Source organism: Pseudomonas sp. ADAK2 TE3594, assembly GCF_053628675.1.
Genome location: NZ_JBRJGV010000001.1, coordinates 2,882,531 through 2,907,131 on the forward strand (window position 1 = coordinate 2,882,531; position 24,601 = coordinate 2,907,131).

Below are 24,601 nucleotides of genomic sequence, written 5' to 3' on the forward strand. Positions count from 1 at the left end.
CCAAATGCAATTTCTTGCACAACTTTTAAAACAGAAAAAATAATTAATCATTCACGGAACTCAACACCTGAAAGTGCCACACAGAACACACATCGACTCTTTTATGGCGTTCCTTATTTATGAAAATCGGCGCTTATAACGACACGCCTGTAATACCGGATTTCATTCCTCCGCTCGCCCCCAAAGTAGAACGCATGGAGGTCCCCAGAAACCCGTTGCTGGACTCCATGGAAGAAATCGGCATGAAGTTCAGCGAGAGTGTCGAACGGCACTCCAAGCGTATCGACGAACGTCACGTGCAGACCTCCCATGCGCCGAGCCGGCTGGAGAGAATCGAGAAGCTGACCGAGCTCTATCGGTTGCTCGACCATCCTGACCAACCGAGCCTGGAACAGCAGGCCCGGCGCATGCAGATGCTGCTGCAACAGCAACCGTCGATGCAGGCGATGCTGGCACTCACCCAGGATGATCCGGCACGCACCGACATCGTTTTGCAGCAAACCCTGCGCCTGGCTACCGCCAGTGGCGACGAGAAAGAAATCGCTGACGTGCAGGCCGCTATTGAGGAATTGCGAGCATCACATGGCGACAAGATTCGCGCCGGGCTGAACACCGCCAGCGCCATCGCCTTGTTCAGTCAGGACGCAGACCAACGCAAGATCATTCGTCAGCTCTATTACAAAGCAATCGTCGGGCAGCAGCCTTTGTCCAGCCTGCTGGAGTCGCTGTTCGAACGCTTCAATGAGGAGCAATTCCCCCGGGTGCTGCGCACCTTGCAACGGGCACTGGCCGACGACATCGCGGCCATGGCACCGTCTTTGCCCGGCGCGGCATTACGCTCGATGTTGCGCGGTCTGGGTGCTTCCAGCCAATTGAGCAATATGCTGCAGATCTGTCGCGACCTGCTGGAACGACTCGCGCTGAAGAACCCTGCCGGCAAAATGACCACCCTGCAGCTGGCTCGCCGGATCGTGCGGTTCTGCGGCAATGGCTTCTTTGCCCGTGACCTTTCCACCCTGACCGAAGAAACCGTCGGCCGCGATCAACGTCTGCAACCGATTTTCCTCAATGGTTTGCTGTCTCTGTTGCAGCGTTTGCCCTTGCCGGTATGGAAAGACAACAAGACCCGGCAGAACAGCCTGCGGTTGATGCTGGGCTTGATGGAGGAAATGTCCCGGCATGAGCGCAAAACCCTTGGGCTTCCCGATGGACAGTCCAAGCGATGAACAAGCTCATCTATTGGCTCAACCGGCTGGCCATATCGGCGATGCGCCGTACCGAAATCGTCGGTGCGTTCATGGTCATGGCCATCGTCTTCATGATGATCCTGCCCTTGCCCACCGCTCTGGTGGACGTGCTGATCGCCCTGAACATTTGCATCTCGTCCTTGCTGATCGTGCTGGCCATGTACCTGCCACGACCGCTGGCGTTTTCGACGTTCCCGGCGGTGTTGCTGCTGACCACCATGTTTCGCCTGGCACTGTCCATCGCCACCACGCGCCTGATCCTGCTGCAACAGGATGCCGGACACATCGTCGAGGCCTTTGGCAGCTTTGTCGTCGGTGGCAACCTGGCGGTCGGCCTGGTGATTTTTCTGATTCTCACCATCGTCAACTTCCTGGTCATCACCAAGGGTTCGGAGCGTGTCGCGGAAGTGGCCGCGCGCTTTACCCTGGACGCGATGCCCGGCAAGCAAATGTCCATCGACAGTGACCTGCGAGGCGGTTTGATCGATGTCCGCGAGGCCCGCCAGCGACGCGAACAATTAAGCAAGGAGAGTCAACTGTTCGGTGCCATGGACGGTGCCATGAAGTTCGTCAAGGGTGATGCCATCGCCGGTCTGATCATCGTGTTTATCAACCTGATCGGCGGCTTCTCGATCGGTGTCTTGCAGAACGGCATGGAACCGGCGGATTCGATGCACCTGTACTCGGTGCTGACCATCGGTGACGGCTTGATCGCACAAATCCCCGCCCTGCTGATTTCCCTGACCGCCGGCATGATCATCACCCGCGTGGCCCCCGACAGCCAATCCCTGGATCTGAACATTGGCCGCGAAATCGCAGAACAGTTGACCAGCCAGCCCAAGGCCTGGGTCATCTCCTCGGTGGGGATGCTCGGCTTTGCAGCCATCCCTGGAATGCCCAGCCTGGTGTTCATCACGATCAGCATGCTGTGCCTGAGCAGTGGCTTGATTCAACTGTTGCGCGCCAGCCATAAAAGCACCCAACAGGCCAACGCCGGAGAAGAGCGACTCAAGAACCCTGAGTTGAATGGCCGTGAAGACATCCGCCGCTTCAACCCGTCCCGGGCCTATCTGCTGCGCTTCCATGTCAGTCATCAGGGTAGCCGCGAAGTCGAGCAATTGATCCAGATCATTCGCCAGCGGCGTAACACCCTGGTTCATCGGTTCGGCCTGACCCTGCCCTCCTTCGATATTGAATTCGACGAGCTGCAAAAAACCGACGAGTTTCTGTTCAGCGTGTATGAGGTGCCGCTGATCCGCGCCAGTTTCGCCACGCAAAAACTGGCCGTGGCTTATCACTTGGTCAATGAAGACGATGGCGGCGAACCCGGCACCCCCGAGCGCGATGAAAGCCAGTGGTTCTGGTTCGATCCCGAGCACCCCATCCTGCTGCGTGACGAGGTCGAAGGCGCCCGTTGCGATGAGCTGATTCTCGAACGCATGAACCGCGCTTTCCAGTCCACGGGCCCGCAATTTATCGGCTTGCAGGAAACCAAGGCGATTATCGGCTGGCTGGAAAGCGAGCAACCGGAACTCGCCCAGGAGCTGCAACGTACCCTGCCCCTGGCGCGCTTCTCGGCGGTGCTGCAGCGACTTTCGTCCGAACTGGTTTCCCTACGGGCGGTGCGCCTGATCGCCGAAACGCTGATCGAGCAAGGCCAACATGAACGCGACCTGAGTGCGTTGACCGATTATGTGCGCATCGCCCTCAAGGCCCAGATCTGCCACCAGCACAGTGAAGGTGGGGTCATGCACGCCTGGCTGGTGACCCCGGAAACCGAGGTGCTGTTACGCGACGCATTGCGCCAGACCCAGAGCGAATCCTATTTCGCGCTCGAACAGGAACTGGCCGGCGCCTTCGTCGAGCAACTGCGCGAAGCCTTTCCATTGCGTGCCAGGCCGGCGCCGGTGCTGCTGGTTGCTCAGGATCTGCGCAGCCCGATGCGCAGCCTGCTGCAGGATGATTTCAATCATGTTCCGGTCTTGTCCTTCGCCGAGTTGTTATCCGCGGTGCAGGTCAATGTCCTGGGGCGTATCGACCTGGAAGAGGCACAGGCCTTGCTGGCCTGACGGAGCACAACATGCTGTATGAATTGCGTGTATTAACCGGTTTGCATCGTGGCGCCGCACTGCCTTTGTCCGGCGCTGAGTGGAGCATCGGCTCATCGAGCGACGCCGACCTCGCGCTCTACGATACCGGGATCAAACACCGCCACTGCCTGCTACGGCTGGTTGACAGCACCTGGTCGCTGACCGGTCAGGAAGGCGTCGTCACCGACAACGAGGGGCACCGCGTCGAGGCGATTTCGACCTTGCAACCCGATACCCCGTTTTCCCTGAACGGCGTCTGGCTCTCGGTGGTCAGCGCCAACACCGACTGGCCTGAAGACGAGACCACCACTGCCGAACAAGCGCCTCCAGCGTCTGACACGCCGTCGATCGTCAGTGAACAGCCTCAAGAGCAGCCAGAACTGCTGTCGATGAGCGCCGAACGTGAGGAAACGGCACACACGCAGCCGGGCAGCCAGCCCCCCTCGCTGATCGCCTCACTGCTGCTGATCACAGGCCTGGCACTGTTTCTCGGGATTCTGCTGTGGGCATTCAACCGGCAGGAACCGGTACCCGCCGCACCGCCACCTGCCGCCAAAGTGGTGCTGGCCGATGCGCAGGAAGTGCGCAAAGTCATCCTGAAGATGCTGCAACAGCGCGACCTGCAAAATCGCATCACCTTGACCGAAGAGCCGGGAAAAATGTTCTTGCACGGCAACTTCGCCGAAGACGATTTGCTGCAGTTGACCGAACGGATGTTGCTGCGTTTCGAGCGTCAGTATCAAAGCCCGATCCGGGTACAGAGCGCCCTGCCGGTCGCGACACCAATCCTGCCTTTTACCGTGGCCCAGATCAGCAATGGCCGACTGGCCCATATCGTCACCAACGATGGGCGCCGACTGTTCCTCGGTGACGAAATCGACGGGATGCGTCTGGTGGAAATCAACGATAACCGGGTGATTTTCGAAGGCGATCGCCGCGTCGAGTTGAGCTGGTGATGCGTGAGGCTTTCGAGCGTTTAGACGACTGGGCGCAGGGCGAACGCGAACGCCTGCAACGGGCGGCTCCCGTGGAAGTTCACGGGCGTATCTGCGCGGTCAGCGGGATTCTCCTGCACAGCCAGATCCCCCGGGCGCGAATGGGTGATCTGTGCGAAATCCGCCGAGCCGACGGCAGTCTGGTGCTGGCCGAAATCGTCGGTTTCGATCGCCAGAATACCTTGCTCGCGGCCCTCGGCCCGCTTGACGGCATTGCCATTGGCGCGCCGGTGAAACCGTTGTTCCAGCCCCACAGCCTGTGTGTCGACGAGGGCTTGCTGGGCGCGGTGCTGGACGGTTTCGGACGCAGTCTGGATGGCGACGGTCCCAGCGCGTTTGCCGATGCCGGCACGCCAGGCGCCATCCCGGTGATTCGCGATGCTCCGGCAGCCACCGCCCGCCCACGCATCGAGATGCCCCTGCCCACCGGGCTGCGCAGCATCGACGGAATGCTGACCCTCGGCGAGGGGCAACGGGTCGGGGTGTTCGCTGGCGCCGGTTGCGGCAAGACCACCCTGCTCGCCGAGCTGGCGCGCAATACCCCTTGCGATGCGATCGTGTTCGGCCTGATCGGTGAGCGTGGGCGCGAACTGCGCGAATTTCTCGATCATGAACTCGATGAGCAGTTACGCAGCCGCACTGTGCTGGTGTGCTCGACGTCCGATCGCAGCAGCATGGAGCGAGCCCGGGCGGCCTTCACCGCGACCGCGATCGCCGAAGGTTTCCGTGAGCAAGGCAAATCGGTACTGCTGATCGTCGATTCGCTGACGCGTTTCGCCCGGGCCCAGCGCGAAATCGGTCTGGCCAGTGGTGAACCCAGCGGTCGCAGCGGATTGCCACCCTCGGTGTACAGCCTGCTGCCGCGCCTGGTCGAACGGGCCGGACGAACCCACGACGGGGCGATCACCGCCCTGTACTCGGTGCTGATCGAACAGGACAGCATGAACGACCCGATTGCCGATGAAGTCCGGTCGCTGCTTGATGGCCACATCGTGCTCTCGAGAAAACTCGCCGAAAGCGGCCATTACCCAGCGGTCGATATCCTCGCCAGTCTCAGCCGCACGATGAGCGGCGTGGTGGGAACCGAACAGGTCAGAAGCGCCACCCAGATACGGAAATTGATGGCGGCGTATCAGCAGGTGGAAATGCTCCTCAAGCTCGGTGAGTACCAACCGGGTCATGACCCCTTGACCGATTGTGCGGTGGACTCGCGCTCGGCCATCAATGACTTCCTGCAACAGTCACTGCGCGAACCGGTGTCCTTCGAGGACACCCTCGATCATCTTGCCCAGGTAACCGCCAATGTCCCACTCTGATGCAGACCAAGACGACTGCCCTGCCGGCGAATTCGCTGCGATTGGCCAAACGGTCGACATGCTGGCGCCTATTCGTCGGCAACGCCTGAGGCTCGCTGAACAGGCCTGGCGCCGCCAGCGCCAGGTGCTCGACGAGATGCGCGCCCGGCTCGACAGTTTGACTACCGAAGCCATGCGCTTGCGGGCGATCCATCGCCAGCGGCGCCTCGAGTTGCTCGAACAGTATCGTGACAAACCGATGCCCCTGACTGAACTCAAGGATTCCCTGGCCGAGGAACAACTGTCGCTACGCCGAATCGAGCGCAGCGAGCAGGCACGCATCGCGCTGCAAAAAGAACACGACCAACAATCGCTCTGGGCTGAGGAAAGTCGCCTCGAAGTCAGCCGTCGACTGCGCGATGTCGAGAAGCTCGATTACCTGCTCGATCTTGCCCGGGAGGCGTCATGAACCAGGCTCACGCCCCGGCCAAAACGGCCAACGCCCGCCCCCAGGAAACGACTGGACGCGCCGAGTTCCCCAGAGCCGCGCGCCCGTTCGAGCCGGCGAGCGAGGTCCGCCACGACGGTGAAGTCTTCGAGACGCTGATCAGCCCCGATCTCGGCTGGTTCACCCCGGCGCTCACGGGATTCACGGGCGAAGGTTCCTCGCAGGGTTTCGCCGGCAGCTCGCCGTCGTTCGAGCAGGAGTCTGCTGCCGCGACCTATAGCGCACCGTTGTGGGATGCCCTGATCCAGCATATCGACGAGCAGCCGCCACTTATGGATGACCTGCCCATCGAGGCCGTCTTCGAATTGCCGAACCTGGGCGAAGTCGCCGTACAGGTCATGCGCCAGGGCAACGTCATGGATATCGCCCTGCGCTTTGCCCAGGGCGAAGCCTGGGCACGCTGCCGGGAAAGCCAGGAATCCAGTCGCCAACTGTTGAGCCAACGGCTCGGGCGGCGAGTCAAGTTGTCATTCGATCTGAAGGACCGTTGAGATGACCGTTCAAGCACTCAGGCTGCGGCCGATGAAAAGCGATGAAGCGCAGGTGCGCAGACGTCTTGGTAAAGGGTTGAATCTGGACTTTCAGCTGGAAGCGGCCCGCGGCACATTGAGCGTGCACCTGCTCGACACCGCCCCCCGGTCGATCACCGGCAACGTCATGACCAGCGGCTGCGGTCCCTTGTTACTGAGCGATGCGGAAGCCTTTCTCAGCCTGATATCCAGTTGCCCGGCGATGCTGCCGGACAGTGATCGCAACCCGGAGGACAGTGCCTGGTATTGGCAGATCTATAACCAGTACCTGAGCCCCGAATTGCAGGCGCTGTTCGTCCATCTTGAACCCGCGCAAACGACGCTTGATGACGGCCTGGAATGTTTGCTGGAAGCGCGCATCAACGGCTTGCGCATTTGCAGCCGGCTACGACTGGCACCGACCACCTTGCTGCGGCTGCTCGATCGGGGCAACTGGCGCCCACCGCTGTCAGGTCCGGAGAGTGACCTGCCCCTCTGCATCCCGTTGCTGCTGGGTCGTACCCACATGAGTGCGGCGGTCCTGCGCTCCTTGCGTCAAGGCGACATCGTATTCCCCGAGCAGGCCATGTTCGCCCCTGACGGGCAAGGCCCGCTGCAAATCGGTGGCTGCCGCCTGGGTCTGCAGTTGGAGAGTACCAACCCGCCGCGCTTCATTGTCACCGAACTGGAAGAAACCGCCATGAATGCCCCCCTCGATCACCTCAGCCCTCCCAGCCTTGACCACCTGCAGGCCATTGAAGGTTTGCCCGACCTGGACAACCCCAACCACGAGCGTGACGCCGCCGAGGAAACACTCACCAGCCTCGACCGCTTCGCCGACCTGCCACTGGCGTTGACCCTGCGCATGGGCAGCGTCTCGCTAAAGCTCTCCGAACTGCACAATCTGGCCATCGGCTCGGTACTGATCGTGGAGGGCAGCACCGTAGGCAATGCCACGCTGTGCCATGGCGAACGGCCTTTGGCCCACGGTGAACTGGTGGATGTGGAGGGCCGTCTCGGCCTGCAGATTACGCGCCTGGAACAACAGCGATGAGTGAGGGACAGATCGATCCGATGATGCTCGCCTTGTTTCTCGGCGGGCTCTCGATGGTGCCGTTATTGATGGTGATCTGCACTGCCTTCCTGAAAATCTCCATGGTGCTGCTGATCACCCGCAACGCCATCGGGGTGCAACAGGTGCCGCCAAATATGGCGCTGTATGGCATCGCGCTGGCGGCGACCCTGTTCGTCATGGCCCCGGTGTTCAACGAGATGGGGCAACGCTTCAAGCAATTGCCGGAACGCCATGAAACATTGGCGCAGATGCAGAGCTCCGCCAGCCAGATCGTCGAGCCGCTACGGCTGTTCATGTCGCGCAATGTCGATCCCGACACCCAGACCCATCTGCTGGAAAACACCCAGCGTATGTGGCCGGCGGAGATGGCGGCCAAGGCCAGTCGCGAGGACATTCTGGTCATCGTCCCGGCCTTCGTGCTCTCGGAGTTGCAGGCCGGTTTTCAGATCGGTTTTCTGATCTATATCCCGTTCATCGTCATCGACTTGATCGTCTCCAATATCCTGCTGGCCCTGGGCATGCAAATGGTCGCGCCCATGACGATTTCCCTGCCACTGAAAATCCTCCTGTTCGTTCTGGTGGACGGCTGGACACGCCTGCTCGACGGTCTGTTCTACAGCTACCTGTAACCGCCTGCCTGCACTGTTGTGCGCGATAAATTGAGGCACTTATGGAAATCCTGAACCTGTTCAAGCAGGCCATGTTGCTGGTGGTCGTGCTCTCCGCCCCGCCGCTGATCGTGGCGGTGATCGTCGGCATCGTGACGTCGTTGCTGCAAGCGGTTCTGCAGTTGCAGGACCAGACGCTGCCGTTCGCCATCAAACTGGTCGCGGTCGGCGTCGCCCTGGCCCTGACCGGGCGCTGGATCGGTGTCGAGTTGATGCAACTGACCATTTTGTCGTTCGGCATGATTGCGCAGACAGGGCACTGAGATGTTCGAGCACGCCATCAGCCTGTTGTCCGACTCGGTCATCGCCCTGACCCTCGGCATGGCGCGGATCTACCCTTGCCTGCTGCTGGTGCCGGCGTTTTCCTTTCGCGAACTCAAAGGCATGCAACGCAACGGCATCGTCCTGGCATTGGCGCTGATGCCCATGCCGGGGATCCGCGCCACGCTGGCCGGGGTTGAATTCCATTGGCTGAACCTCTGCGGCCTGGCGCTCAAGGAAGCGGTACTCGGCATGCTGCTGGGGATCTTGCTGGCCATGCCGTTCTGGTTGTTCGAATCCATCGGCTGCCTGTTCGACAACCAGCGCGGTGCCCTGGTCGGCGGGCAGATCAACCCGGCGCTTGGCGATAACACCTCTGAACTCGGCTTCATGTTCAAGCAAGTGCTGATCATGCTGTTGATCCTCGGCGCCGGTTTTTCCAGCCTCACCCAAGTGCTGTGGGACAGCTACAGCGTGTGGCCGGCGACCCGCTGGATGCCGATGCCTGCAGCCGATGGCTTCGCTGTTTACCTGAGCCTGATCGCGAGCATTTTCCGCTTCATGGTGCTCTATGCCGCGCCCCTGGTCGGCCTGCTGCTGCTGATCGAGTTCGGCATGGCGATCCTCAGTCTGTACAGCCCGCAACTGCAAGTTTCGACGCTGGCGATGCCGGCCAAGAGCCTGGCCGGGCTGGCATTCCTGGTGCTTTACCTGCCGATGCTGTCGTTCCTTGCCGAAGGCCGGCTCGATGCCTTGGGCGATCTGCGCCATACCTTGCCGTTGCTATTGAACCCAAGGCCCTGATGCCTCGAAAGACACCCTTGCGAGGAGCCCGCGATGAGCGAAAAAACAGAAAAACCGACCCAGAAAAAACTCAACGATGCGCGCAAGAAAGGCCAGATCGGGCAAAGCCAGGATGTTCACAAGCTATTGATCTTCGGCGCTCTGATCGAGCTGATTTTCACCCTGGCCGAAAGCGGCATGGATAAGCTCAAAGGCCTGATGTCCGTACCCTTCGGGCAACTGGGCATGCCCTTCCAGGCCGCGCTCAAGGAGATGTTCGTCAAGGCCAGCATCGACCTGCTGCTGTTCATGCTGCCGGCACTGGGTCTGGCGGTGATCATGCGGGTGATCGGCGGCTGGTCACAGTTCGGCATCCTCTTCGCGCCCGAGGCATTGAAACTGGACTTCGACCGACTCAACCCGATCAATCAGTTCAAGCAGATGTTCTCGGCCAAACAACTGTTCAACCTGTTCAACAGCCTGAGCAAAGCGGTGCTGATCACCTGCGTGCTGTATGTGCTGTTACCGCCCGCCGTGGGGGATCTGATCGGGCTGGCCAATACCGATCTGGACACGTACTGGCGCGCCATGATCGACATGTTCTCGCGGCTTTCGCGCATATGCCTGGGGGTGTTGCTGGTGTTGGCGGCGCTTGATTTCGGGCTGCAGAAATACTTCTTTCTCAAAGGTCAACGCATGAGCCACGAGGACATCCGCAAGGAACACAAGGACTCCGAAGGTGACCCGCACATGAAATCGCACCGCCGCTCCATGGGCCGCGAGCTCACCCAGGGCGGTGCCGCGCCCGCTCCGCAAAAGGCCCCGGTGGAAGACGCCGATATGCTGCTGGTCAACCCCACGCACTACGCCGTGGCGCTGTTCTACCGGCCTGAGGAAACCGCACTGCCGCGCATCATCTGCAAGGGTCAGGACGCCGAAGCCCGCGACCTGATCGAGCGTGCCCGCGAGGCTGGTGTGCCGGTCATACGCTTCGTCTGGTTGGCCCGCACCCTGTATCGCACTGAGGTTGGCCGCTTCATCCCGCGCGAAACCCTGCAAGCGGTGGCCCAGGCTTATCGCCTGTTGCGTGAGCTTGATGAGCACGCCGCTGACGACATTATCGAGATAACCGACAACCCGCACTGATCCCGCGCCGCTCTCTTTGTAGGAGCTGCCGAAGGCTGCGATCTTTTGATTTTGCGTTTTCAAGATCAAAAGATCGCAGCCTTCGGCAGCTCCTACAGGGACCGTACGGCGGCGCATTCCTCGATGCCCGTCGAAATTCCCATGGAACCGGCGGACGTGGCCTGCCACTCACCGGACTGAATACATCCCTAATGTTCGCCCAAGGCAGGGTCTGTCCGGGCGCGCGGATTTCAGTACGAGTCGAGGAGCACCTACATGATCCCATCATCAAATGTCCGGACCTCCAGTTCAGGTTCCGTGGATGCCGCGCAACGAACCGGCGGCAGCAGCGAATTTCATCAACAATCGGAACAACCGACCCAACGCAGCTCGCATTCATTGGGCAGTATCGGTAAACGCTTCAGGAAAAAGCTCGGTAAGCTCCTGCATATTGGCTCTTCCTCAAGCAGCCGACCAAACACTTCGGCAGCGGCTTCCGGCACCGCCGCCTCTACCGCAGCCAACGCGCCAGCCATGGCCACCCCCGCCGAAACCAGACCATTACGCCGCAACTCGTTAGGCACACAACTTGAGCGCACGCGCCGGCAGGAGATTGCTGCCGCTGGTAAAAAACCGCTGACCCAGGGCCAGACGCCCATCTCGCCAGCGAGCGACGAGGCTTCAACTTCCGGGAGTACAGGCAAAGCCTCGAAAGAATTGACCAAGCCTCTGCCAAAACTGATGAACCATGAAACTTTTGAACTGGTGATGTCGCAACCCTACCGCGCCAAACCCAAGCAACGGATGAAGGTCAAGATGGAGTCGGTTCCGGAAGACTCCTCCAACACCCCGTCCGTACCGTTCAGAAGCAAGTCAGACCTTGATAATGCGCTCGCCCGGAGTACTCCGGAACCGAAGAAGGTTGCACAGCAGGTACCAGAGCCAAAACCGGTCGATACCGACGGCGATAAACCCGACGACGCCGGCCCGCAACATCAGACAACCCAGGCCAGTACTTCAGGGACATCGGCCAGTGGCGTCAGCGAGATCGAAGAGATCGGCGAAGACACTGGGCTGCACGGTTTCAGCGAGGAAGATCACTCGCCAACCGGAAAAACCCCGGAGCAGGATGAACAGGCGATCAAATCAGCACTCAAGGAAAGTCGCCGGGAAGTTGGGCGGTTGCAGGGAGGTGACGATCTCGGCCGTTCGATCAACGATCAACTGGCGCAGACGACCCGTGCACCATCGCTGACAAATGAGCCGGGGCCAAAGCTGTCACGCAGCAATGCCGGGCGCTTCAACCATGGCACCGAGCTGCTGGAACGTCAGAACAACCCGAAACGGCCCCTGAGCCTGGACCGCGACGGCCAACTCCAGGTGGGACGCATGGACCCGCCGGCGCTCGCTGACATCGTCCAGTCGAAGCTCAAGACCGCCAACAATTCGTTCGTCGCCCTGCACAGCGAGTCCGGGGCCGATAGCCACGAACATGTGCTACTGGACAACAAGGGCAACCTGCTCCACCTCAAGCAATCCGATACCGCGACCACCTTGCTGCGCAGTAGCCAGACGACCGACGCCCGACAGTTCCTCAAAGACTTCAGCGATGCCGCCCCGCAGCTGCGCAATCAGAACGGCAGCCTGGGCCTGTACGGACAAAACACCCAGATCGGCAAGGAGATATTGAGCGCACCCGGCAAGGCCCAATTCAGCCATTTGACCGGCGTGCACGAAGACCACAACGGCCAGCAACTGCGGCTGCATGACGACAAACTCTATCGCTTCGACCCGGCCACCAAGGGCTGGCAAGCGCACCCGGAGCTTGCCGAGCAAACGTTCAGCGCGCTGAGCACCCAAGGCAATGGCAAGACCTATGGCCTGACCGATAATGCGGTGGTCGACCTGAGCTCGGAAGGTCCTCGGCAATACCCGGCCAGTAACATCAAGGCCTTTTCCGTCAGCCGCGAGGGTGAAGCCGCCTTGCTCAACGTCAAGGACGATAAGCAAAGCCTCGGGCTGATCGATCTGAGCGCCAATCCGGCCACGGCGCTCACCGCGAGCATCGACTTGAAGCTCGCCGATGACGCGGACATCACCAGCATCGCCCTGACCAAAGACGCCCTGCTGCTCAGCGATACTCAAGGACGGCTTTACAGCGTCGATCGCCAGCAACTGAGCGATGGCCGCACCGAACTGTCGCTGACGCCGGAGCAGGCGATCACGCACCCGGACGTGAACCTGGGGGTGACCCACCATGCCGAAGCGTTGATCGGTGACGACCAGGGCCAGGTCCATGCAATGATCAAGGATCCGGCCGGCCACACCCATGCCCTCCCGGTCGATACCGCCAGCGGTTCGCTCAAGGCCGGCTGGAACCTGACCGACGCCATGGTGCTGAACAACACGCGCGGCCTGCCCAGCGTCACACCGACCCAGAGCAACACCTTCGACCTCGGCCGCCACGGCAAAGTCGGCCTGGAGAACCAGCAAGTCCAGCGCTGGGACGCGGCCACTCGCGCTTGGGGGCATACCGAGATCAAGGATGTCAGCCATCTGAGTATCGGCCTCGATAGCCGGGCCTACATGATTCAGGACGGTACGCTGAAAAAGCTCGAGGTGAGCCAGGCCCCGGCACCGCAATCCTTCGGCCGAGACTATGCGCTGTCCCAGGCGACCCAAACCACCCAAGTAAGCGCCGGCAGTGATATCGCCGGGCTGGAGGGGCGCACCATCACCGGTTTTGCCATGATCAACCCGGAGCACTTCGTGGCCCTGGACGACACCGGCAAACTCACCGCCCACCACGAAAAAGGCGCGATGACCGAGCTGAGCACCGAGGGCTTGAACGGGTCGATCAAGTCCCTGGCCCTGGACCAGAATTCAGACTTGTACGCCCTGAACGATAAAGGTGAAGCCTTCCAGCTGGACAAGGAAGACTGGCAGGCCTCCGAGGCGAAACCGCGTCCCGAAGCGCAATGGAAAAAAATTGCCACGCCGGACGACGAGCCGCTGGGCTCGCTGCGCACCGGTGATGACCAGCAATTGAACGCCACCCTGTTGCATGGCGACGATAAACCGTTGGCCCGGCAAAACAACCATGACTGGAAAGCGGTAGCCCCCTCGCAAGGCAAGGATGTCCTGAGCGAACTGCATGGGCGCATCAGTGACGGCGAAGTGCGCAAACGCATTCCCGGTACCGGCCTGATCGCCAAGTTCAGCACCACCGTGCTGGGCCGGGGAGGCATGGAATCGAAGAACCGCACCAGCTCGGGTGAGTTCATCACCGCCCACGTGTTCAAACCCACGCTGGAAATGCCGCGCTGGATGAAAGCCACGGGCGACAGCCTGGTACATACCGCCAAGGGCCGGGACGGTCTGAATGATGTTTACCAGGCCGAAGGCAAGGTGTTCAAACGCCTGGAGGCCATCGCTGACGCCAACACCCCGGTGCCGGCCAAGGGCGAAGACCTCAAGTCACGGATCGCCAGGCTCGACCTGGGCCCGGAAGGCAAGGGCCTGGTCGAGCAACTCGAGGGGTTTCGCAGTGAGCTGGAAAACCATGCGTACAAGAGCACCGTGCATCTGGGCCAGGAATATGGCCAGCTCAAAGCGGTGCCGTTCCGCCAGTTCGAAGGGCTGCTCAATCAGCATGGGGAATTCAATCCGCCGTCCAAACGAACGGCTCTGAGCATGGGCCTGTCCGATGTCGCGCGTAAGCTCAACATCAACAGTTCCGACCATAACCTGATGCAGGAACTGCAAGGCGCCCTGAAGAAAATCGCCCCTTCGGATGAGAATCGCACCGGCGAACTGCTGGGCAAGCTTGAAGAAAAGGGCATGAATATCTCTCACCAGAAGGAAGAGATCCCCTTGGGCCGTCGGCGCAATCCGGGCGACGACCTGGCACTGACCAAGGCACGGCTGGCGCTGGATGTGGTAGCTCTCAAGGATTTGTCCGACCTGGTGGGCAAGATCGAGAACGAACAAAAGCAGGCACAGGAACCACTACCGCAACAGGCGCAACATGAGCCACCACGGATGCGCACCGCGCAACTCATGGAGTACCGCGACGGGTTGCTGCAACTGCGCGATGTGCAGTACGAAGAACACCCGGTCAAGCAGGTCACCGACATGGGCTTCCGTGGGCATGCCAGCCTGGAATCGACCTATGACGGCATCAAGGCCTTCATCAACGGTTTCAGCAAAACCGACCATGCCATCAGCACCAACCTGCGCGCCGCCACCGGCAGCACCACCCAGAAGGAACTGGCCGGCACGCTCACGTCCGCGTTGAAACAGCTCGATTCCGATGATGAAATCAGTATTCAGCGCAGCTATGGCGCCAATCTCAGCACGCCCTTCATCGCCCCCGTCGGCAAACCCATGGGCCCCTTCCCCAGCGGCGGTTTTGGCGCCTCGCGCAGCTACACCCTGAATGCCGAGCGTGATGCGGAAGGTGTGAAGGTTTATATGATTCGTGAGGGCTCGCTCACAGGTTCGGGGGGGCTGGGCGCGGGCAGAAACCTGTTGCTCGACATGACGGGCAAGGAATCCAACAATACAAAATTGCCGACGGACTCCGACCGCAGTTTCCTGCCGGCCTTTCGTCTGGATGGTGAACTGAGCGCGACAGGCACCGGACGCGAACGCAATGCCCTGGTGTTCAACATCGCCGATGAAGACCTCGGCAAATTCGTCGACGGCATGATCTCCGGCAAGACCACCCCCATGGAACTGATGAAAAGCGGTTATGCCCATGAAGTGGAAAAAGGCCGGAACTTCAACTTCGATGTCGTCCTGAGCGCTACCGCCGATGGCCGCGCCGGGATCGGCCTCAGCGAAGACGGCAGCACGCCGCTGTCTTCGGCAGCGCGGTTGACCGGTGGCGCCAGCGTCAGCGTCAACCTGATGAACTACAGCGACTACTCGCTGAAGTCGACCTCCGACGACACTCGCGTGCGCCGCGAAGGCGGCATGAACCGCCCACGTTTTCTCAACAGCCTGACCGCCGGCACCCATTTTCGCGGTCAACTGGTGGGCGGTCAGGATATTCCACCGCCCACAGGCAGCACCGCCGAGGCCGGTACATTGGGAATCAACCTGCCGGCCGCTTACAGCAAATCGGTCACCGTGGAATCGAAAACCACCAAGCGCATGAAGTTCCAGTTCAGCGAGGCGCTGCCGTTGAAAGACTCGGACGTCGGCAAAATTTCCGACGGTTTGAAAAGCGCCTTCAAGGACAAAGCCACCGAAAAAGTCTTGGCGCAGCTCGGCGAACAGGCGAAAGCGCCGGCGACGGATCCGGACAAGGCCATCGACGCACATCTGGAGGGGCTAGAGACCTTGTTCGCGGACAAGACGCCACACAACGATGAGCAACATGCGGCCAAGCGTGCGTTGACCCGAGCCGGCCATCAGCATGCTGCAGCCAAGAGCCATCACAGTATTCTCGACAGTGCCCGTTTCGAAAGCTCCTACACCAATCTGTCGCGCCTGGATGAGAAAAGCCTGCTGACCCAACTGACCATGGGTTTGAATCCAAACCATGTGCAGAGCAATGCCGAGCGAATCGCCGGGTTCATGGAGCAGGATCCCAAACTCAAGGCACTGATCGGGAACCTGAAATCCTCCATGGGCACCCTCGCCCGTGTCCGCCTGGAGCTCAAGGACGGGCCAAGCGACAGCGTGGATATCGGTTCGAGGAACGGCACCCTGACCCATGGCGACCTGACCAAAATGCTCGATAACCGCGACAACATGCGGCTCAAGTCGATCACCGTCTATCACTCCGCCACCCAGCCGGACAGCTTCACCACCCCCACCCCACTGCTCAGCGCCAGCAGTGGAGCGGCCCTGACCATCACCAAGACCGTAGGCCAGGTCAATTTCACCTATGGCGAAGACGAGAGCGTGCCGAAGGCTTACACCCTGGCCGGCGACATCGCCAAGACCGATGCCGGCACCAAAGCGCTTCTGACCGAGTTGAAAGACTCTGGTCTGCAGCTCAAGAGTTAAACCGTTCGCCAGGCGTGTATTCCCACGAATACACGCCTGAGGCGATCACTGACAATCGCACCTCTCTCATTACTCGATTATCTGGAGTACCTCGCCGTGCGCCCCTCCTTTTATCCGCTGGACTCGTTCAAACCGCTGCTCGAACTGAAAAACAACTGGCAGATCATTCGCGACGAACTATCACGTCTGCAGGCACCTCTGCTCGACATCGACCGGACCGACAAGAGCCATGCTCAGGTCTTCACCGAACTCAACCAACATTTGCTTCAGGGCGGTGACTACGGCTGGCTCAAAGGCTGGGGGCAAGCCGGCGGGAATCGTGATTGGGTGCAATTTGCCCTGCAAGTGCAGAACCAGCCGATCGAGGCCGCCCGGGCGTTTTTTCCCGAGACGCTCAAGCTGCTCGGCGCTCTTGATGGCCTCAAGGTGTGCTCCCTGGCACGCTTGGCTGCTCACAGTTTCCTGAGCTGCCATCGGCATCCGGAAGTGTTCAGCGAGGGGTTGCTGCAGATGCACATCACGCTGAGCGCAGCGGATGAGCGCAATTACGCCTACCTCAACGTCAATGGTGAATTTCATCAGCATCGCATGGGCGAAGCTGTGATCTTTGATGGTTCGCTCGATCACTTCGTGGTCAATGCCTCGGAGGTCGAGCGCACCATTCTTTACCTTGAGTTCGATAAAGCCAGAATGGCCAGCCGCTGAACGCCGCAGGCACCGCAAAAAAACGTCAAGGCACGAAACCTGTGCGAGCCTGCTCACGATGGCAGAGTGTCAGGCACCATCGATATTGAATGTAAGGGCCTCATCGCGAGCAGGCTCGCTCCCACAAGGGAATTGGCGACATACACCAAATTTTGCGAACAACACCGACCACTGTGGGAGCGGGCTTGCCCGCGATGAGGCCGTGTCAGTCGCCATGCATGTTGGATGACACACCGCCATCGCGGGCCCCGCTCCCACAGGGATCTAACTCGAACATCAAATTGGTGGTCAACCGGGAACAAATTGTGGGAGCGAGCCTGCTCGCGATGGCAGAGTGTCTGGCGACATCGATATTGAATGTAAGGACCTCATCGCGAGCAGGCTCGCTCCCACAAGGGAATTGGCGATGTACACCAAATTTTGCGAACAACACCGACCACTGTGGGAGCGGGCTTGCCCGCGATGAGGCCGTGTCAGTCGCCATGCATGTTGGATGACACACCGTCATCGCGGGCAAGCCCGCTCCCACAGGATCTTCATCGTTCACATTTTTTGACATGCCGGCATTGGGACTACTTGTGCCTTTCTCGCCACAGCTGTCACCTTTCTTCTGCCCCTCTTTTTCCGTCTTCGCGGGATGTGCCGTCCAAACGAAAAAGCCCGGTCAAATGACCGGGCCTGATTCCAGCGGTATATCAGTGCATGCTGGGTCTTGTGTCGCCAGCCCGCAGGATCCTGTCGGCAAATAGCCGAACGATCCAGAAGGCTGTCACTGCGGCATCGCTTTGCAGGTCTTGAGCATTCGCATCACGCAAGAACAAGGTCTCCAGACCGTCGACATAGCGGTCGAACTGAAAGCGTCCGCTGTCTTGAGTCGGTTGATCGAGTGTTGCATGCAAACGCTCGAGCACCAGCTCGATCGCATATTCGAACGCCTTGCGTTGCTCCGGCGAAAGGTAGCCGTCACCCTGCACCAGACTCTTCCAGCTCACAGGCGCTTGATCCATTGCGTGCCCGTCAGCCATCACACGTCCTCCCGTTTGGTCGATTCAGGCAGTTTGCTGTAGGCGTTCTCGACATTCTGCAGGTCGATGTTATGGGTCTTCAGCTTCAGGTCTTCGCTGTCGCTTTTGACGAACGAGAACTTGCCGTTCTCGGCACTGATGTTATTCAGGTCGAGATTCCAGTTACCTTGCTGGCCACCATTGGTGCGCATGAAGGTGCCGAAATCCTTGACCTTGAAGTTATCGACTTTCACGTTGGCATCGGCATTGAGCTGGAAGACTTTGTCATTCGCGCCCTGGGCCGTGCTGTTGGTAATGTTCAGGTTGGTGGTCTTGGCACCGCCGTCCTTCACGGTCAACGCATCTTCGCCAACATTGGTCCAGTGCACGTTATCGACGTTGACCGCCTTCTCGCTCCCGGCCTTGACGTGAACACCGTCCGCGCCGTTTTCACCGATCACGACGTTCTTCAGGGTGGCGCCCTCGGCCAGTTCGAACAGCGGTTTTTGCCCCTCGCCTTGACCGCCATCACCCAGGGCCGAGCCTGCGGTGAAGGTCTTGCCGCCACCATCAAAGGTTTCACCAGGACCGACCTTGATGGTCTCGTTGACCACGGTCGGATTGCTCGATGCGGTCGGGAAATCGATGTTCGAAGCCCCGCCCGTGCTTGAAGTCGCATTGGAGGACGGCGCCAGACCTTTCGAGTCAGTGCCCGTCGGCGCCAATGCACCGCCGCCACCACCTGCAGCTCCGGTGACCGTAGGCGCGACACCCTCGGAACCACCGGCCTCTGGAGCAGCACCGCCCCCTCCTCCGCCACCGGAAACTGGCGATGGGCTGCCGCCCGCCGAGACCGGCGAAGTGCCCCCGCCGGACGATGCATCACCGCCTTTCGCCGCGTCGCCGAAGGTTTCCGGGTGGCTGTCCATAAACTGACTGATCAACTCCAGCAGCTCTTTCAGGTTGCTATCCTGGTTGACCTGGCCACCGCCGTCGGCGGTCGGCGATACCGAGTTTTTCAAGGAGCCGTCGCCAAGACTCTTCATCAAGTTGTTAACCAGCTCTTCAGTGCTCTGGCTGTCACCTGAGCCACTGGTGCCACCCACGCCCGTGCCACCACCCAACTCGTTGGTGCCGCCCAGCGCGTTCAGTTTATTGCCGCCGGCACCCGCACCACCCAGGGCGTCGCTGCCCTTGCCCTGGTTCGAGCCTTCGGCATTATCGCCACCCAGGACCGTCTCGAAGAGTGCCAGCAGAACCTGCTTGAGCAGCTCTTTGTCCCCTGCTTCGTCACCGCCCTGAGTCGCGCCCTTATCGGACGTGCCACCCTGACCGCTGCCCTGGACATCGCTGTTGCCGCTCTTCAGCTTTTCCAGCAGATCGCTGATGGCATTCGAGCCATCGCCACTGCCCGCACTGCCTGTGCCCTGTTGCCCTGAAGACGAGTTGAGCAGCATCTCAGACAGCAGGCCTGCCAGGTCCTCCAGGGCTGAAGCACCGGACTGGCTGCCATTGGCGCCAGTCTGCCCCAGCCCGGTGTCACCCTGAGTGCCGATACCATTGGAACCGGAAGCACTTTGGCCAAGGTTTATTGTGATATTTAAGTCCGCCATATTTTTAGCCTCATTGATCAATAACAAGAAGTGACACTCGCCAACGCTTCCGCGTATTGCGGAGGCGCTTTAGACTTTCGGCGCGTCGCCCAAACCGGAAGTCCCGCCATTGCCCTGGCCTGGCGTGCCGAACGTTTCCGGATAGGTGTCCATGAGCTGGCCGACCATTCCCAACGTCTCCTGCGAGGTGCCGTCCTTGCTGACCTGACCACCCCCATCGGTAGTCGGCGCTACCGACTTCGACAACGAGCTGTCACCGAGGCTTTTCATCAAGGTGTTGAGCAACTCTTCAACGCCTTGGCCACCACCTGCTCCACCCGCCCCACCCGGGCTAGCGCCACCGGCACCACTTGCGCCGCCCGCGGCATCGACGCCCTTGCCCTGGCCGGTGCTGTCACCACTCTCACCGCCCTGCAATTGCTTCAGGAGCGCCTGGAGAAGCTGTTTGAGCAACTCCTGAGTTGATGCGTCTTCACCGCCCTTGGTTTGCGCATCCTTGTTGGACGCGTCGCTCTGACCGCTGTCCTGGGCGCCTTGAGTGCCGCTCTTCAACTGATCCAGCAATTTGCTGAGGGCATCCGAGCCCGCACCACTGCCGCTACCAGCGCCACCTGCGCCTTGTTGCCCCGAACCGTCGGACGACTTGAGCAGCAGTTCGGACAGTGCACCCGCCAGCTCCTCCAGCGATGAACCAGCGGATTGACCGCCTCCCAGGCCTGTCTGCCCAAGCCCCGTGTCGCCCGCGCCGCCAAGACCGCCCAGGCCGGAAGAGCCCAATGAACTTTGCGAAATACTTGAATCTGCCATGGTCTGTAGCCTCGCTTGAAAGTGAATGGGATAGTTACGGACTGTAACCATCCCTCGCTAAGTGGCGCGCAATAACAGCCAGTTCCCTGTTACTTGTATTACGCCAACAGTCGCCCAAGCGAAGTACGGGTTTCCCGGACCTGTGCAATAAAACCGGTCACCCAATGACAGAAGTGGTCTTCATTCAAATACTCGAGCTCGCGCTGAGTGCACAGACGCACCTCACCCTGATCCAGCGCGAGCCAGCAACCGCGCAAGGCCGAGACGTCGAAGTTAAAATCAAGCAAGCGCTGAAAATTATCAGCGCGTTTTTGAACACTTCCGAGCCGACAGTGAAGTACGATATTTTCACTGTGTTCCGGAAACTCAATAACAGCCACTTGATTATCGTCGTTATCATAAAGTGCACATACTCCCTGCTGTAAAGCCAAGGGGAGCCCCAACCGTTCACCCATTCGGTCGAGAAAGCGCTGGATAGTTTTATTGGAGTCCGCCATTTTTAATCCTCTCATGTGAGCATCTGCCAGGCACTCGCCTGGCTCACTTCATGAGTGGAAAAACAATGGCATGCGGTTCCTTGTGGAACCGAGCCTGACTCAGTGCTTCAGACCTGCCAGTTCCAGAACCTGAGTCAAAATCTGTTCCAGCGTATCGCTGGAGCGCAACTCGTCGGGCAGCGCATGCCAGATCACGAACGTATGCTGGCCATCAAGACAAATGTAATAACCGTCGAAGGATTCTATGTCCTCAAAACGACGCTTCAACGTATCGGAAAAAAGATTCGGTCGCTGCGCACTGCGCTGAATATTCAAGGCAATGCCCCAACCGACGCCCTCCTCGCGAAAGACCAGTTCAATACCCGGAGCCCATTGCCAGACACTGGCTCGTCCCTCACCGACATGGGTCATGAAGTCCTGTTGATCGGTACTGCGGATAATCACTTCATTCATGCAGCGGCACCCTACTGTAATCACTTTGTCCGTTGCGTAAAGCCGGTGACCACCAAACACTCAACTGCTGCTCATTAGACACAGGTCTTGCGCAATCAGATGAATTGCAGTTCGTTGTACCCGTGGCGGAACACCCACTCAAAAGCAACTGACTCCCAATCAATAAAAAAGAAAAATAATTAACGTTCATACTTATATCCCTTACCTTCATCGCTCCCTGCCGCCTGCAATAGTAAGACTAATGATTGAAGCCTCCATCAGACAGGCAGCAACAGAGAATCATGATTAATTAATTAACTCAATATTGTTCTCTGCTCAAAGCGGTAATAGTGACATTCTCGATGGTTTTGCCGGCACTCCAGTAATGGCAATGGGACGCAAGGCGATAAACACTTCAGCGGACTCGCCAGGCTGCAACAACGTATCCGGCCAGACCGTCACCGCAAGCGTCTGCGGGCCTGCACAGGATTGTTCTTCGAACTGCAGAGGCCGCTTGCCGGTGTTGCGCACCACACCCACTGCAACACTGTAGTCGATACCCGCGAACCACTGCCCCTTTTCGGGTCTGAACGCCAAAGGCTGGTCCCCGACCTTGCACAGATCCCGTACTGCCACGCCGGAAGATAGAGCGTTGACTCCGGCAGGAATACGCCCCTTGACCAACTCACCCATGGCAGTGCCCAGCACATCACGCAACATTGCGTCCTTGCCCGGCGATGTTGTGTGCGCCAGGGCCGCAGCCAACTGTGGCTTGTTCTCCGCCGCCAGGTAACGCGCCGGGTCCACTTGATCGCCAATCAGACGCGGGGTCAGGATGAACAGCCGCTCGCGTCGTGAATTTTCCCGGCGTTTGGACGAAAACAATGGCCCCACCAGCGGCAGATCGCTGAGAAGCGGAATCCGGTCTTCATGATCGCCGCTTTCATCGACATGGAACCCACCAATGACCAGCGAACGATTCTCGCTGATAACTGCCTGGGTACTGACACTGCTGCGTTTGATCCCTGGCGTAGTGCTGTCGGCGCTCTGTTCGATCTGGCCATCTTCGATATCGATGATCAACTGGAAACGGTTCTGCGCGCCATTGGGTATGGTTCGCGGGATCACCTGCAAACTGGTGCCGGCGGTGACGGGTTGAATGTTCGCCACCCGCTCGCCGGTGGCAGTGATGTACACGGTCCGACTGAAATCGATCACCGCCGGCTGGTTTTCCAGGGTCAGCACTGAAGGATTGGCAATCACCGACGCGACGCCCTGACCTTCCAGCGCCTGTATGTCGGCAAAGAAACGCTTGAAGTCACTGATAAACAGGGTCGACATACCGCCCGTCAGCAATGAACTGCCGAAACCGACTGACCCTGCCTGTGCGCTCCAGCGCGACTCCAGCTGCGATAACTGAGTGCGATCGATATCCAGAATGACCGCATCGATCTCCACCAGATTACGCGAAACATCCAGCTGCTCGATCAGCTTCTCATAGACATCGCGCTTCTGCGGATCGTCATAAATCAACAGCGCATTGTTGCGCGAGTCAGCCACCACTTTTTTGTTCGACTTACTCGCCGAAACGCCGACGGATCGCGGCTTGACCGGTTCCCGCTCGCCCGCCAGGCTCTGGATTTTCCCGCGGGCCATGTCTGCCAGGCCCTGGTAGGCCTGAATGCTGTCTTGAAAACCCACCGGCGAAACGGGTATTCGTCGACTGTCGAGCAAACCGTTCAGCATATTGGCCACGCCTGGAATCACCAGGCTCTGGTCGCGATAACGAACCTCCCGATCGTCCACCGAGGCATAACGCAAAGGGAACATCATGACCTGCTGCTTCTCTTCGGGCTTGACCTTCTCTTTGCTGAAGCCGCGGATAAACTCGATGTAACTCGAGGGGCCGCTGACCAGCACCACGCCTTCGTCGGGCAGCTCGCCCCAGCCGAAGCGTTTATCCAGCAAACCAATGTCCGTCAGGGCCTGTTTCAAGTCGGGCGCGGCATCGGCGGAAATTTCCAGGCGCTGAGAAACCTGTTCGGCCTGAGGGCTCACGTACAGTTTGCCGTTATACAGAAACCACTGGAACTGATGCTCCAGCGCCAACCGGTTGAGAAACTCTTCGGCGTTGGCTGAACGTATCTTCGCGTTCACCACACCGTTAACCCCATGCAGGCTCAACTTGACGCCGAACGACTCGGCGAAGTCGGCAAGCACCGTCGACAAGGGCGTTTCAATCGCTTCATAGGCGTAGGCCGACTGGCGCCAATCCTCCGGGACGCCAGCCAACGCCGGTAGTGCCAGGGCACCCAGCAGGGGTAACCAGCAAAGTCGCTTAAACATAAGGTCTCCCCATCAAGGTAGGTCGCTCGGGCCGTCGAGGGGTTGGCGCACTGGCTTCAGTGAGCAACGACTGCCAGACATCGCGCTGATTGGCCAGTGACTCCAGTGCACGGATGATTGCCGAACTGTCATCGCTCATCAGACGCAGTAAAAGGCAGAGACGACGTTCCTGCGGATCGAGCGCCAGTGCACCGGCAAAGCGTCCAAGGCTGGGGCCGCAAAGACGCAGCGCAGCTTCAAGCGAAGCATCGTCGCCACGCCAGACTGTGCTGAGCATCGCGCAACACAGCACCCCGCCCCCACGGCGCTGCAACGACATCCGGGCACCATCGACCGCCAGGCTCAGCTCATGCTCGCCACTGTCCAGCCAACGCTCGACCGTCAGCTTGAGCTCAGCGGATTTCATTGATAATGGCCTTGGCCAGGTTGTGCTTGACCACAACCTCCTGATTCGCCGCCCAGGAGGCGGTGGATGTCTGACGCATCGCGGTGTTGAAGGCGTGCCAGTCATCCGGGGAAAGGCCATCCATCTCTACGGCAGATTTGTCCAACTGTTGTTGCGTGCGCTCGAAATTGCTATCGAGACGGTGTCGGATTGCTTCCAAAGAAAACATGGTGATACT

22 protein-coding genes are annotated in these 24,601 nt (G+C 59.6%); 13 read left to right on the top strand and 9 right to left on the bottom strand.

Annotated elements, in window-relative coordinates:
• The first annotated feature begins 194 nt into the window (after positions 1-194).
• The 13 genes from sctW (at position 195) to AB7M22_RS13080 (ending at position 17,279) form a co-directional block, all read left to right on the top strand.
• Complete coding sequence (sctW, locus tag AB7M22_RS13020) at positions 195-1,226, top strand: type III secretion system gatekeeper subunit SctW (protein WP_238542000.1); 1,032 nt, start codon at positions 195-197, stop codon at positions 1,224-1,226.
• Entirely contained in the window at positions 1,223-3,316 is a 2,094-nt protein-coding gene (gene sctV, locus AB7M22_RS13025) for a type III secretion system export apparatus subunit SctV (protein WP_454186594.1), read from the top strand. Before sctW ends, sctV begins: the two co-directional genes overlap by 4 nt.
• 11 nt (positions 3,317-3,327) lie before the next feature.
• Complete coding sequence (locus tag AB7M22_RS13030) at positions 3,328-4,293, top strand: FHA domain-containing protein (protein ID WP_454186595.1); 966 nt, start codon at positions 3,328-3,330, stop codon at positions 4,291-4,293.
• Entirely contained in the window at positions 4,293-5,648 is a 1,356-nt protein-coding gene (sctN, locus tag AB7M22_RS13035; RefSeq protein WP_454186596.1) for a type III secretion system ATPase SctN, read from the top strand. Before AB7M22_RS13030 ends, sctN begins: the two co-directional genes overlap by 1 nt.
• Complete coding sequence (locus AB7M22_RS13040) at positions 5,635-6,096, top strand: hypothetical protein (protein ID WP_008010946.1); 462 nt, start codon at positions 5,635-5,637, stop codon at positions 6,094-6,096. Before sctN ends, AB7M22_RS13040 begins: the two co-directional genes overlap by 14 nt.
• Entirely contained in the window at positions 6,093-6,626 is a 534-nt protein-coding gene (locus AB7M22_RS13045; protein ID WP_454186597.1) for a type III secretion system HrpP C-terminal domain-containing protein, read from the top strand. The genes AB7M22_RS13040 and AB7M22_RS13045 overlap by 4 nt, the downstream gene beginning before the upstream one ends.
• A 1-nt stretch (position 6,627) precedes the next feature.
• A complete protein-coding gene (locus AB7M22_RS13050; RefSeq protein ID WP_454186598.1) occupies positions 6,628-7,698 on the top strand; it encodes a FliM/FliN family flagellar motor switch protein in 1,071 nt (356 codons plus the stop codon).
• Positions 7,695-8,348 carry a type III secretion system export apparatus subunit SctR gene (gene sctR / locus AB7M22_RS13055; protein ID WP_007895863.1) on the top strand — a complete coding sequence of 218 codons (654 nt, stop codon included), beginning with the start codon at positions 7,695-7,697 and terminating at the stop codon, positions 8,346-8,348. The genes AB7M22_RS13050 and sctR overlap by 4 nt, the downstream gene beginning before the upstream one ends.
• A 41-nt stretch (positions 8,349-8,389) precedes the next feature.
• The gene (gene sctS, locus AB7M22_RS13060) at positions 8,390-8,650 is read left to right on the top strand and encodes a type III secretion system export apparatus subunit SctS (protein ID WP_007895864.1); all 261 of its coding nucleotides are present in this window, start codon (positions 8,390-8,392) and stop codon (positions 8,648-8,650) included.
• Position 8,651: 1 nt separating this feature from the next.
• Positions 8,652-9,452 (top strand): type III secretion system export apparatus subunit SctT, encoded by an 801-nt coding sequence (gene sctT / locus AB7M22_RS13065; RefSeq protein ID WP_454186599.1) that lies wholly within the window; start codon positions 8,652-8,654, stop codon positions 9,450-9,452.
• A 33-nt stretch (positions 9,453-9,485) separates the two neighbouring features.
• Positions 9,486-10,577, top strand: a complete 1,092-nt coding sequence (sctU, locus tag AB7M22_RS13070; protein WP_007895866.1) for a type III secretion system export apparatus subunit SctU — start codon at positions 9,486-9,488, stop codon at positions 10,575-10,577.
• Between the two features lie 255 nt (positions 10,578-10,832).
• Positions 10,833-16,574 (top strand): AvrE-family type 3 secretion system effector, encoded by a 5,742-nt coding sequence (locus AB7M22_RS13075; protein WP_454186600.1) that lies wholly within the window; start codon positions 10,833-10,835, stop codon positions 16,572-16,574.
• A 96-nt stretch (positions 16,575-16,670) separates the two neighbouring features.
• A complete protein-coding gene (locus AB7M22_RS13080; protein ID WP_454186601.1) occupies positions 16,671-17,279 on the top strand; it encodes an aspartyl/asparaginyl beta-hydroxylase domain-containing protein in 609 nt (202 codons plus the stop codon).
• Positions 17,280-17,974: 695 nt separating this feature from the next.
• On the opposite strand, the gene AB7M22_RS13085 is transcribed toward AB7M22_RS13080, so the two are convergent.
• The 9 genes from AB7M22_RS13085 to AB7M22_RS13125 form a co-directional block, all read right to left on the bottom strand.
• Positions 17,975-18,304 carry an HrpW-specific chaperone gene (locus tag AB7M22_RS13085; protein WP_454186602.1) on the bottom strand — a complete coding sequence of 110 codons (330 nt, stop codon included), beginning with the start codon at positions 18,302-18,304 and terminating at the stop codon, positions 17,975-17,977.
• Positions 18,304-19,896 (bottom strand): pectate lyase, encoded by a 1,593-nt coding sequence (locus AB7M22_RS13090; protein WP_454186603.1) that lies wholly within the window; start codon positions 19,894-19,896, stop codon positions 18,304-18,306. Before AB7M22_RS13090 ends, AB7M22_RS13085 begins: the two co-directional genes overlap by 1 nt.
• A 69-nt stretch (positions 19,897-19,965) precedes the next feature.
• Positions 19,966-20,703 (bottom strand): hypothetical protein, encoded by a 738-nt coding sequence (locus AB7M22_RS13095; RefSeq protein ID WP_454186604.1) that lies wholly within the window; start codon positions 20,701-20,703, stop codon positions 19,966-19,968.
• A gap of 98 nt (positions 20,704-20,801) precedes the next feature.
• Positions 20,802-21,200, bottom strand: coding sequence for a type III secretion system chaperone (locus AB7M22_RS13100; RefSeq protein ID WP_454186605.1), 399 nt, complete (start codon positions 21,198-21,200; stop codon positions 20,802-20,804).
• A gap of 99 nt (positions 21,201-21,299) precedes the next feature.
• A complete protein-coding gene (locus AB7M22_RS13105; protein ID WP_454186606.1) occupies positions 21,300-21,653 on the bottom strand; it encodes a negative regulator of hrp expression HrpV in 354 nt (117 codons plus the stop codon).
• Positions 21,646-21,864, bottom strand: coding sequence for an HrpT family type III secretion system protein (gene hrpT, locus AB7M22_RS13110; protein ID WP_338009755.1), 219 nt, complete (start codon positions 21,862-21,864; stop codon positions 21,646-21,648). Before hrpT ends, AB7M22_RS13105 begins: the two co-directional genes overlap by 8 nt.
• 104 nt (positions 21,865-21,968) lie before the next feature.
• Positions 21,969-23,978: a type III secretion system outer membrane ring subunit SctC gene (gene sctC, locus AB7M22_RS13115; RefSeq protein ID WP_454186607.1), complete on the bottom strand. Its 2,010-nt coding sequence runs from the start codon at positions 23,976-23,978 to the stop codon at positions 21,969-21,971.
• On the bottom strand, positions 23,971-24,384 hold the full coding sequence (locus AB7M22_RS13120; RefSeq protein WP_008008856.1) for a type III secretion system chaperone: 414 nt from the start codon (positions 24,382-24,384) through the stop codon (positions 23,971-23,973). The genes sctC and AB7M22_RS13120 overlap by 8 nt, the downstream gene beginning before the upstream one ends.
• Positions 24,371-24,592 carry an HPr kinase gene (locus tag AB7M22_RS13125; RefSeq protein WP_007906128.1) on the bottom strand — a complete coding sequence of 74 codons (222 nt, stop codon included), beginning with the start codon at positions 24,590-24,592 and terminating at the stop codon, positions 24,371-24,373. The genes AB7M22_RS13120 and AB7M22_RS13125 overlap by 14 nt, the downstream gene beginning before the upstream one ends.
• Positions 24,593-24,601 lie beyond the last annotated feature (9 nt).